This is a genomic window from Aeromonas sp. R2-3 (assembly GCF_040908375.1).
GTDB lineage: Bacteria > Pseudomonadota > Gammaproteobacteria > Enterobacterales > Aeromonadaceae > Aeromonas > Aeromonas veronii.
This window is the reverse complement of sequence record NZ_JBFODP010000005.1, coordinates 1-10,922: the sequence shown is the minus strand read 5'-3', so window position 1 is coordinate 10,922 and position 10,922 is coordinate 1. Positions and strand designations below refer to the sequence as shown.

The following is a 10,922-nucleotide window of genomic DNA, read 5'->3' as shown; positions in this document are numbered from 1 at the left end:
GTTTTTTTATTGGCGGCGCTGGGCAGGCTTAACGCTTGCCCTTGCCACCCTTGTTGCCAGCGAGGGCCTGCTTTCTGGCGCGCTGTTTCTGGGCCGCCTTGCTGTTGCGGCGCGGCTCGGGCTCAAAGCGGGTGAGATCCGGCTCAAAGCCCGGAAACCACTGCTGGGGCAAGCGGGTGTCGAGCACAGCTTCCACTTTCTCAAGCAGCGGTGCATCTTCCGGGCTGAACAGGGTAATGGCGAGCCCCTTGTTGCCGGCGCGACCGGTGCGCCCGATACGGTGGACGTAGTCCTCGGCCACAAACGGGAACTCGAGGTTAATCACGTAGTTGAGATCCGTGATATCGAGGCCGCGGGCCGCCACGTCGGTGGCGACCAGCGCCTGCAAGGTGCTGGCGCGAAACTCCAGCAGCACTTTTTCTCGCGCGCTCTGCGATAGATCGCCGTGGAAGGCGAGCGCATTGATGCCCGCCTTGCCAAGCTGCTGGGCCAGCTTGTCAGCCCCCTGACGGGTGCGGCTGAAGATCAGCGCCGGTGCCCAGCCTTTCACTTTCAGCATATGTTCGACCAGCGCCAGCTTGCGATCGCTATCCACGGTATAGACCCGCTGCTCCACCTCGGCCGCCGTGGTGTTGCGCGGCGCTACTTCAATCAGCTCGGGGTCGCGTAGCAGCACCTTGCAGAGGGCAAACAGGTTGTCGTCGCAGGTGGCGGAGAAGAGCAGGGTCTGGCGATCCGCCGGGAGCTGTTTTAGCAGCGCCTTGATCTCGTCCATAAAGCCCATGTCGAGCATGCGATCCGCTTCGTCAAACACCAGATGGCGCAGGCTATCCAGGCTCAATGCCCCCTGACGCAGATGGTCGAGCAGACGGCCTGGGGTGGCGATCAGGATATCCACTCCGGCCTGAAGCGCCTCTACCTGAGCCGCGATACTCACCCCGCCGTAGACCAGCGTGCTGGTGAGACCTGTCCCCTGGCCGTAGCGCGCCACGCTCTCGGCGACTTGCACTGCCAGCTCGCGGGTCGGCACCAGCACCAGCGCGCGGATCGGGCGTTGGGACTCCATTTGCGGCTGCGCCAGCAACTGCTCCAGCAGCGGCAGTACAAAGGCGGCGGTCTTGCCGGTGCCGGTCTGGGCGCCTGCCATCAGATCCCGCCCCGCCAGAATGACCGGGATGGCGCGAGCCTGAATGGGGGTCGGTGCGGCATAGCCCAGTTCGATCAGGGTCTGCTGCAAGCGGGGGGAGAGGGCCAGTTCGGCAAAGGAGGCTGTGGACATAGGGGCACCAGTCGGGGTTATCGCGGCCTGCGGCCACGATGCAGTGAGTGATCGTGGCCGCGATGGTAACAGAAGCAGGGGGAGCGGCAGAAGGCGGCTATGCCTCTGCGTCGTCCGGCAACGGGCGGATCAGCCGGATCTTTTTGCCCTCGTAGCAGGCGATGTTGTGCTTGCCCTGCTGTTTGACGTGGTAGAGCAGCTCGTCGGCGAGATGCACCGCCTCGGTGACGGTGAGGTAGTCGCGAATGCGGATCACCCCGGCGGAGAAGGTGATGGGGGTGGGCAGCTCGGGGATCCCCAATGGCCGATCCAGCAGGCGACCAGCGGAGTGGATCATCATCTCGTCATCCTCCATCCCCTTGAACAGCACGATAAACTCCTCGCCGCCCCAGCGGATGGCGCTGTCCACCTTGCGGATATTGCTTCTGAGGTGGCGGGCAAAGGCGACCAGTGCCAGATCACCGACGCCATGGCCATAGGTGTCGTTGATCGACTTGAAGTTGTCGATATCGAGGATCATCAGATAGTCGTGCTCATGGAGCAGACTCTGGCAGAGCACATCTCTGCGTGGCAGCCGGGTCAGGTGGTCGGTGTGCGCCAGGGTGCGCAGCCGCAGGTAGATCTGCTTCCAGGCCACCATGCCCATCAACAGCACGATGAGATAGACCTTGAAGGCCGCACTTTGCAGGGCCAGCTTGACGAAATCAAACCAGCTGTAGGACCACTTGAGATAGAGATCATCCCCCGCCTTGGTGCGCATAAAGGGTTTGCTCAGGCAGAGATGCCTCGGGCGGCATGGCTCGGCGGCTTCAAACGATATGTTGGTGCGGGTCGGGTTGATGGTATCGAAGGGTCGCAGCACATCGTTAAATGCTTCATCGACGGCGATATCGATACCGAGCAGCCCGTATTTGTAACCGCCGCGCCCCGACTGATGGATGAAGGGGAAGTACATCACTATGGTGTTGCGCATGCTGAAGCTGTCGATCTCGATATCGGAGACAAAGGCCTCATCGGCGCTGCACAAGGGGCGGCTGGGGGCAAAGCTGGCGCAACCGAAGTAGTGATTCCAAGCGGGCAGAGTCATCAGATCCACCTTGATCGGCGCCAGTCTGGTGGGCAGCACATTGTTGTCGGCCACCATGCCGATCAGCCGGTAGTCATTCCAGATGGTGTAGATATTGATCACCTCCGGATAGGAGAGGGCATAGCGGAAGGTGTTGAGGATATTGGCGGCCGGGTATCGCAGCGGAATATCGGCAAAGCGGTATTTGCTTTTGAGGTCATACCCGTAGAGATAGTCGCTGCCGACGCTATTCGGGGGCGGTGGCTGATCGAGCAGATGGTGTTGTGCCAGATAGCTGGTGATGTTCTCCACCTTGAGGATCTTGGCTCGCTGGTAGAAGACCTCGAACACGTTCTTCTGTCTGGCGGTGATGAGATCCATGTCGTGCTGGATAGTGAGATAGGTGTAGTAGAAGACAATGCCCAACCCGGTCAGGGCGAGCAGTGCCAATCCGGCCACTTTGACGATGAACTGGCGAGCAAACGCCGATGGCCAGCGCAAGGCTGGGGGATTACCTGAAAATAAGGTCATAGGTGTCTGGGTGCAGTACCGATAGGGGCGCGGGCGCCATACGGGCAAAGTATACGCGAATGAAATCCCGACAGGATCCACCGACAAACCTTGCCAGAAGCTGAAGCCCTCACCACTTATTTATCCCTACTCCACGATCAGCACGCTCTCGCTGGCCAGATGGTGCAGCCACTCCCTGACGATCAGCAGCACGGCGGCAAAGTGCTCGTCGCGGGGCAGCAAGCTGGCTGCGAGGGGATCCCCTTCCGCCATGGCGGCCAGCTGGCCAAAGGCTTGTTCCACCAGATCCCGGTTGAGCTGGTTGTCCCCCAGCACTTCGGCCAGCGACGGCTGGCTGCGCAGGGTCAGCTGCAAGCCGGGCGGGATCTGCGGGGCGATGCGCATCAGCTCATCCTCCACCACCATGATGGCCCGCTCCAGTTCGAGCGGGGTGGGTGGCGCATTGCGAAACGGCCCGGGCTGGATGGCGTGGGTGCCAAAGGCCAGCGGGTAGTGTGACGGGGCCGCATCTGGCTGGCTCAGCCAGAGCTGGCTGCTCTGTTCACCAATCTCCAGCAGCAGGGTCATCATCTCCGGTACGGGTTGTGTCATGGTGCTGAGCTCCTGTATTGTAAACGTTTTCTCATTCTGCCTTTGATACCCCCGCTGTCGCCGTTTGGCGAGCACAATTTCTGCGAGTCGTCCCTCACTTTGTTGCAAACCCCTTGCAAAAAAATCCATTGGTGGCAGTCTGGATGTCTAAATGGCTTTCGCCGTTTCGTTATCCTCAGATGATTCAGGAGTTCAGATATGGATATTCGCACCGCTCCCCGCGCCATCGCGCTCGCTCTCATGCTGGCAAGCGGCATTGCCGCCGCCAACGAAGCGCTGGTGATCCAGACCGATTTCGGCCTCAAAGATGGCGCCGTGTCGGCCATGAAGGGCGTTGCCTTCGGGGTGGACCGCACTCTGCCGCTCTATGACCTGACCCACGAGATCCCGGCTTACAACATCTGGGAAGCCTCCTACCGCCTCTACCAGACCCTGCAGTATTGGCCCAAGGGGACTGTGTTTGTCAGCGTGGTTGATCCCGGTGTCGGCACCGAGCGCAAGTCAGTAGTGCTCAAGACCAGGAGCGGCCACTACATCGTGACCCCGGACAACGGCACCCTGACTCTGGTGGCCGAGCACTTCGGTATCGAGGCTGTGCGCCAGATTGACGAGAAGCTCAACCGCCTCAAGGGCTCCGAGAAGTCCTACACCTTCCACGGCCGCGATGTGTATGCATATACCGGCGCACGGCTCGCCTCCGGTGCCATCAGCTACGAGCAGGTCGGCCCGCTGCTGCCCGCCGAGGTGGTGAAGATCCCCTATCAGCCTGCGGTAGCAGAGAAGGATGGCACCCTCAAGGGCACCATCCCGATCCTCGATGTGCAGTACGGCAACGTCTGGACCAATATCGACGATGCCCTGCTGACCAAGGCGGGGATCAACAAGGGGGATAACGCCTGCATCAAGATCCGCGAAGGGGATGTGGTCAAATATGACGGCAAGGCCCCTTACGTCAGCAGCTTCGGTGACGTGCCGGAAGGTCAGCCGCTGGTCTACCTCAACAGCCTGCTGCAGGTGTCGGTGGCGCTGAACATGGACAGCTTCGCCGCCAAGCATCAGGTGCAATCCGGCGCCAACTGGCATATCAGCCTGAAGAAGTGCTCCTGAAGATTGTCGGGCTTTTGACAAGCGGGTTTGAAGCAAGAGAGGGCAGCCAAAGAGGCTGCCCTCTCTCATCGGGTGGTAAGGCGTTGCTGATAAGAAGTTGTTGTCAAAAAGCATATTAATTGAATGCAATTGATAATGATTGGTGTTTGATTGGATAATCGCGCACTTGTCTGACCACCCAACCATACCGAATGAAAACCAGCCTTTTACTGCTCAGCCTGCTGGCTCTGACCGCATGCAATGACAATCACAGCAATACGTCGGTGACCCCCTCACCCGAGGTGACCCCGCCGGTCGTCAAGCCGACCGAACCGCCCATCACGCCGCCAACAGTGCCGCCGGAAACCCATACCCGGGTGCCCCTGACCATAGAAATCAATGTGGCCGATCGACTGGGGGCGGGGGCACAGCTTGAGATGAGACAGGTCGCCACCGGGATCCGCGTGCAGCAGGCCATCGAACCGGGCCAGCTTGTCAGCATCACCTTGCCAGCAGGTCTGCAACTGGATCAGCCGCTGGAGCTGCTCGGTAGTGACGAGGGTTATCTGCTGCGCGCGGTATCGGTGCGGGTGGCGGATCTCTCGGCCGGGATCACGCTGGCGCGCCGCAACAGCGTGCCGCGGCTGGGATTGAACGAGGAGGAGACGGCGCTCTTCCTGCTGGCGGATCAGAGCGGGGATGGTTCCCTCAGTCAGGCCGAGTGGGGCAGGACAGAGGAGATCCGCCTGCAACAACAGGCGGCTCTTCAGGATTATGCAGCCTTCCTGCTGGCCCAGCGCCAGCCGGGTGCCGTGCTCGACTATGCCGACAGTTGGCAGATGCTGTTGGCCCTGCGCGATGACAAGCAGGCACGCAGCTGGTATCAGCGCAGCAACAGCGCCCAGATCCAGTCCGCCCGTACCCAGCTCTATCCCGCCAATCCGAGCCAGCCGGACGAGCCGGAGACGGCAGATCTGCTGCGCCTCGATGAGCAGGGGCAACTGGTGGTGCGTGGCCCCTGGCTGTGCCTGCACGATGTGCGCACGGTCAGCGGGGTCAAGGGTAGCCAGTACTGGCTTTATGGCAGTGACACCAGTGCGTTGAAGATTGCCAGCCAGCCACAACTGGCTGCGGGGCTGACCGCTTGCGGCCGCAGCGACTGGCGCCTGCCGACCCTCACCGAGTTCGAACGGCTGCTGAGCAGTGACAAGTCGGCATGGCGCTATCCCAATACCTTTGCTGTTGGCCTGCCCGCCCAGATCTGGCTGCAGGATGGTGCGGGTCAACCCCATCTCTATCAACTGGCGACCCGAACCTGGCTGGATGAGGGAGAGGGGAGTCTGCTCTGGTATGCGCTGGCACCCTATCCGGTGCGCCCCTCCGTGGTGCGCGACAGCAGCAAGCCTGACATGGCGGCTCTGCGCGCCCAATACAGCGGTTCATCGGCTCAATGGCCTGCCGCCAGGGTGGATGAAGGGGTGGAATGGCAGGAGCTGGGGCCGCTGCCAGCGGTTCCCTTCCCGGCCGACAACCCCTATAGCCGGGCCAAGGTGGTGCTGGGTCAGCAGCTCTTTTTCGACAAGCAGCTCTCCAAGGGGCGGGACATCAGCTGTGCCAGTTGCCACGATCCGCAAAAGGGGTGGAGCGACGGCCTGAGCGTCTCGGTCGGTCATCTGGGCCAGAAGGGCAATCGCAACGCTCCTTCCATCCTCAACAGTGCCTTCAGCTCGACCCAGTTCTGGGACGGGCGAGTCGCCACGCTGGAGGAGCAGTCGCTTCACCCGATCCAGAACCCCATCGAAATGGCGCTGAGTCATGACGAGCTGCTGGCCCGTTTGCAGACCAGCCCCGACTATCAGGCTGCTTTTGCCACCGCCTTTGGCGATCAGGGGATCACGCTGGAGCGGATCGCCAAGGCGATCGCCACCTTCGAGCGCACCATCATCAGCCGCGACAGCGATTTTGAGCGCTTCGTCAAAGGGGATAGTCAGGCGCTCAGTGACAAGGCGCTGTGGGGGATGCATCTTTACCGCACCGATGGCCGCTGCATGAACTGCCATTCCGGCCCGCTGCTGAGTCAGCACGGGTTCGAGAGTGTGGGGCTCACCTATTACGGTCGTGGCAAGCTGGAAGATCGCGGGCGCTTCCTGCAGACCCGCAACAAGGCTGATATCGGTCGCTTCAAGACCCCCAGCTTGCGGGACGTCGCCTTTACCGGCCCCTATATGCACAACGGCATCTTCCCGATCCTGGCCCAGCGTATCGGCGGCTCGGTGCAGGGGGTGGTGGCCATGTACAACTTTGGAGTGACCAAGTGGAGCAGCGGGGTCGGCTTCCCGACCGGTGCGGATCAATATGATCCCTTCTTCCCCAAAGCCTCCGATCACCTGCATGCCCTTGGCCTCAGCAATGACGAGCTGGATGCCATCGGCGAGTTTTTGCGTAGCGCCTCGGCCGAGCCGCGCCGCACCCCGGCCACTGTTGCTGAGCTGGGGGTGAGTGAGGCGGATGACCCGGCTCCAGTGGGAGCGGTGATCACCGGCTTGGCCGTGCTGCCTGCCCAGCCTCAGCTGGAAGTGGGGCGCTCACTCAATCTGCAACTGCAGTGGCAACTGAGCGATGGCTCTCTCGGCCCGCTCGATGGGCCTGTTGAGTGGCGCAGCGAACAGCCGGAGTTCGCCACCGTGAGTCCGCAGGGCGAGGTGCGCGGTGTGGCGGTCGGTACGGCACGACTGGTGGCGACCACGGCTCGTCACACGTTGACCGTGACGGTGCAGGTGGTCGATGCCCAGCCCGATTTTGCCCGGGGCTGTCGTCAACCCGAGCTGGTGGCGGGCAAGCTGGCCTTTGTCTGCCAGCTGACCAGGGACGAGGCGGATCGTCTGTCCATCTCCTATGACGGTGTGAGCAGTGACAGTGATGGTGACTACAATCCCTTCCCGCTGGAGTATGTGACCATGGGTCAGGCGCGGGCGCGGGATTACTGCCAGCAGCTGGTGGCGCGCGGCCACGATGACTGGCGTCTGCCGACCCGGGCCGAGCTGGAGGTGCTGTTTGCCGCTTACAACAAGGATGGCGCGACGGATCAGTTGCTTCAGCTGCAGGGGTGGCCGCTCTACAACCGCTACTGGAGCAGCGATGCAACTGCCAATGACGATGGTGAGCTGCCGCTGTTCGACCTGAGCACTGGCGACCCGCTGTGGGATCTGGCGGACGAGGCCCATGCCGCCACCTGCGTCAGGGCCATCTAGCCTTCATAGATAGTCAGATGAAAAACGGGCGCCTCGGCGCCCGTTTTGTGCTCTGGGAATACAGAGGGATCAGAACTCGTTGGAGAGCGCCTTGTACCCTTTGACCAGATCGATGTTGGTGTGAGCCACATCTTCGGAGAACTCGGCGGCATCTACCGAAACCCGCGGGAAATAGAGGGATCAGAACTCGTTGGAGAGCGCCTTGTACCCTTTGACCAGATCGATATTGGTGTGGGCCACGTCCTCGGAGAACTCGGCGGCATCGACCGAAACCCGCGGGATATGGGTCAGATCGCTCTGCTGGTTGATGCGGGTGGTGGAGGGGACGTAGAACTCCGGCGGCAGATCGCAGCCATCGATCACCGAGTTGTGACGCACCACGGCACCATCGCCGATATGGCAGTTGAACAGCACGCTGTTGAAGCCGATAAAGACCCGGTTCCCCACTTCGCACGGTCCGTGGACGATGGAGCGGTGGGCGATGGAGGTGTACTCGCCGATGGTGACGGCGGCGCCGGATTTGGAGTGGATCACCACGCCATCCTGGATATTGGAGTTGGCGCCGATGACGATGGGTTCCATCTCGCCGTTGGCATCCACTTCGTCGGCGCGGATCACCGCATAGGGGCCGACAAAGACATTCTCTTTGATGATCACCTTGCCGCAGATGATGGCGGTCTTGTCGATATAGGCGGATTCGTCGATGACAGGCAGATGGCCGGAGGGATTCTTGCGGATCATGTTACATCCTGTGGTTGCCAAGAGGGATTATCTGGTGGTGGACGAGGAGCCTACCGGTCGGTCAGCTTACCCCTGCTCGCCCTCTGGTGAAACCCCTGACTGGTCTGACCCTTGTCGTATGCCGTTTCGGCATGGCTGTTTCCGGTCGTCAGAATATGGGAGCATGACTGTTATCCCGAGTCGCGTTAGGTGGACATATAAAGATGAAGAAGATGATTGCCCTGTTGGCGGGTGGTTTATTGCTCTCCTCGGCCGTGCAGGCCAAAGGGGAGGCGGGGGAGTTTGACTATTACGCCATGGCGCTCTCCTGGTCGCCCGAGCATTGCGCCGTCAAACCGGCGGATCGGGACCAGTGTTCCCGCAAGCTGGGCTTTGTGCTGCACGGTCTCTGGCCTCAGTACGATCGAGGTTATCCCAGTAGTTGCACCCGCGAACGGCTCAATCCCGATATGGAGAGCGAGTTTGCCGAGCTCTACCCCAGCCGTTTCCTCTATCGCCATGAGTGGGAGAAGCACGGCACCTGCTCCGGCCTGAGCCAGCAGGACTTCCATCAGCTGGCAAGCGATCTGCGCCAGAAGGTGAAGATCCCGGTGGCTTATCAATCCCCGGAGGAGCCGCTGCGCAAAACCAGCTTCCAGCTCAAGGCCGATCTGGCTAGCGCCAACGAGTGGCTGGCCCCCGACAACATCACGGTGGCTTGCGCCGATGGTGGCCGCTTCCTGCGCGAGATCTACATCTGCGTCAATAAAGAGGGGACGGATGCGGTCACCTGCTCCGCCGAGATGCAAAAGCGCGAGCGCCGCTCCTGCGGTCAGCCGGATTTCCTGCTGCGCAGCGTGCGTTAAGCCTCCACTCTCTTCATCGGGCCCCTTGCGGGCCTGATGTGTAACCACGGTTATTGGAAAGGAGTCTGACAGATGGATGGCAACAACCGATTTGGCCCGCAAGAGCGGGCAATGCTGCTTGGGGTGAACGGATGAGCCTGTTTGCCGAGCTGGGGATGCGTTATCCCATTATTCAGGCACCGATGGCCGGTGTGCAGGGAAGCGATCTGGCGCTGGCCGTGACCCGAGCGGGCGGCTTGGGCTCCTTGCCTGCCGCCATGCTCACGCCAGCAGAACTGCGCGGCGAATTTGAGTGTCTTTCCCAACGTGGCCTTGGGCCATTTAACATCAACTTCTTCTGCCATCGGCAACGGGAACCGGATCCCGTTGCACTGGCCCGCTGGCAGCAGCGCCTTGCTCCCTACTACGCCGAGTTCGGCATACTTCCCCCAACCGTTACGACGGCGCCAAGTCGTGCCTCTTTCAATGAGGAACATGCCGCCATGGTGGCTGAGTTCAGACCGGCGGTGGTCAGCTTTCACTTCGGCCTGCCCGCGCCCGAGCTGCTTGCTCAAGTGAAGGCTGCGGGGGCCAAGGTCTTGGCCAGCGCCACCACGGTGGCGGAGGCTGTATGGCTCGCTCAACACGGCGCCGATGCCACCATCGCTCAGGGATTGGAGGCGGGCGGTCATCGCGGTCATTTCCTCTCCGATGATCTCGCCTTGCAGCAGAGCACCTTGACCCTGCTGGCACAAATCCTCGCGGTGACCGATCTGCCGGTGATTGCCGCTGGCGGTATCGTCGATGGCAAGGGGATCGCCAACGCGTTGGCAATGGGGGCGAGCGCCGTGCAGATGGGCACCGCCTTTCTCTGTTGCCATGAAGCGACCACCTCGGCGTTCCATCGCGCCGCCATCCATTCACCAGAGGGCCAGCAGACGGCACTGACCAATCTGTTCAGTGGCCGTCCGGCGCGGGGGATCGTCAACCGTCTTATGAAAGAGCTGGGCCCGTTCTCGGATCTTGCCCCTCACTTCCCCTATGCCAGTGGCGCACTGGCACCGCTGCGCGTCGCCGCCGAGAAGGCGGGGGACAGTGGCTTCTCTCCGCTCTGGGCTGGGCAGGATGTATCGGGCTGCCGGGATCTTCCCGCTGGCGAGCTGATGGCGTGCTGGGTCAAAGAGGCTGGATTGGGATAAGCGCCTCTATATATGCCTCATACGCCTTCTTATATAGAAGATGTCGAGGGCGCTGCGCGTTAGACGCGACAGTGCGGCAATGGTGGATGAGTGCCAGGCCAGTACCCTTGTAAGGCATTTATCCGGTGTAAAACGTCCTCACTTTACCCTTGGTTGTGGATAAGTCTGTATAAAGGCTGTGCATTGATATGAATAACCAAGAAATTGCACTTTTTTGCAATTTTATTGCGGTAAAGCCTTGCCAATGTGAGCGGGATCTCTATAATGCGCCTCCATCGACAGGGCAAGCGGCAACGCAAACAACCTCGTCGATAACCTCGAAAAGCCTTTGAAAATAAGGCTTGACTCGAGAAG

The 10,922-nt window shown here is 61.1% G+C and carries 8 protein-coding genes; 4 read left to right on the top strand and 4 right to left on the bottom strand.

What is annotated here, in order from left to right; translation table 11 throughout:
• Positions 1-28 precede the first annotated feature (28 nt).
• From AB5Z02_RS01940 to AB5Z02_RS01930, 3 genes are all read right to left on the bottom strand, one after another.
• Positions 29-1,279: a DEAD/DEAH box helicase gene (locus AB5Z02_RS01940; protein WP_368215103.1), complete on the bottom strand. Its 1,251-nt coding sequence runs from the start codon at positions 1,277-1,279 to the stop codon at positions 29-31.
• 97 nt (positions 1,280-1,376) lie between these two features.
• Positions 1,377-2,846, bottom strand: a complete 1,470-nt coding sequence (locus tag AB5Z02_RS01935) for a GGDEF domain-containing protein (RefSeq protein WP_368215192.1) — start codon at positions 2,844-2,846, stop codon at positions 1,377-1,379.
• Between the two features lie 156 nt (positions 2,847-3,002).
• Positions 3,003-3,467, bottom strand: coding sequence for a hypothetical protein (locus tag AB5Z02_RS01930; RefSeq protein ID WP_159157581.1), 465 nt, complete (start codon positions 3,465-3,467; stop codon positions 3,003-3,005).
• Positions 3,468-3,665: 198 nt separating this feature from the next.
• Between AB5Z02_RS01930 and AB5Z02_RS01925 the strand changes: the two genes are divergently transcribed.
• Both AB5Z02_RS01925 and AB5Z02_RS01920 read left to right on the top strand, forming a co-directional pair.
• Positions 3,666-4,574: an S-adenosyl-l-methionine hydroxide adenosyltransferase family protein gene (locus tag AB5Z02_RS01925; RefSeq protein ID WP_019446189.1), complete on the top strand. Its 909-nt coding sequence runs from the start codon at positions 3,666-3,668 to the stop codon at positions 4,572-4,574.
• Between the two features lie 191 nt (positions 4,575-4,765).
• Entirely contained in the window at positions 4,766-7,804 is a 3,039-nt protein-coding gene (locus tag AB5Z02_RS01920; protein WP_368215101.1) for a cytochrome c peroxidase, read from the top strand.
• Between the two features lie 180 nt (positions 7,805-7,984).
• On the opposite strand, the gene AB5Z02_RS01915 is transcribed toward AB5Z02_RS01920, so the two are convergent.
• Positions 7,985-8,545, bottom strand: coding sequence for a carbonate dehydratase (locus tag AB5Z02_RS01915; RefSeq protein WP_005343397.1), 561 nt, complete (start codon positions 8,543-8,545; stop codon positions 7,985-7,987).
• 203 nt (positions 8,546-8,748) lie between these two features.
• Here AB5Z02_RS01915 and AB5Z02_RS01910 point away from each other — a divergent pair, with 203 nt between their 5' ends.
• Positions 8,749-9,390: a ribonuclease gene (locus AB5Z02_RS01910; RefSeq protein ID WP_368215099.1), complete on the top strand. Its 642-nt coding sequence runs from the start codon at positions 8,749-8,751 to the stop codon at positions 9,388-9,390.
• A gap of 131 nt (positions 9,391-9,521) precedes the next feature.
• Positions 9,522-10,568: an NAD(P)H-dependent flavin oxidoreductase gene (locus AB5Z02_RS01905; protein ID WP_368215097.1), complete on the top strand. Its 1,047-nt coding sequence runs from the start codon at positions 9,522-9,524 to the stop codon at positions 10,566-10,568.
• Positions 10,569-10,922: the final 354 nt, after the last annotated feature.

What these genes read in the sequence shown, in the direction of transcription:
- AB5Z02_RS01940 (WP_368215103.1), bottom strand. Translation starts at nt 1,279, where the DNA reads ATGTCCACAGCCTCCTTTGCCGAACTGGCCCTCTCCCCCCGCTTGCAG.
- AB5Z02_RS01930 (WP_159157581.1), bottom strand. Translation starts at nt 3,467, where the DNA reads ATGACACAACCCGTACCGGAGATGATGACCCTGCTGCTGGAGATTGGT.
- AB5Z02_RS01925 (WP_019446189.1), top strand. Translation starts at nt 3,666, where the DNA reads ATGGATATTCGCACCGCTCCCCGCGCCATCGCGCTCGCTCTCATGCTG.
- AB5Z02_RS01920 (WP_368215101.1), top strand. Translation starts at nt 4,766, where the DNA reads ATGAAAACCAGCCTTTTACTGCTCAGCCTGCTGGCTCTGACCGCATGC.
- AB5Z02_RS01915 (WP_005343397.1), bottom strand. Translation starts at nt 8,545, where the DNA reads ATGATCCGCAAGAATCCCTCCGGCCATCTGCCTGTCATCGACGAATCC.
- AB5Z02_RS01910 (WP_368215099.1), top strand. Translation starts at nt 8,749, where the DNA reads ATGAAGAAGATGATTGCCCTGTTGGCGGGTGGTTTATTGCTCTCCTCG.
- AB5Z02_RS01905 (WP_368215097.1), top strand. Translation starts at nt 9,522, where the DNA reads ATGAGCCTGTTTGCCGAGCTGGGGATGCGTTATCCCATTATTCAGGCA.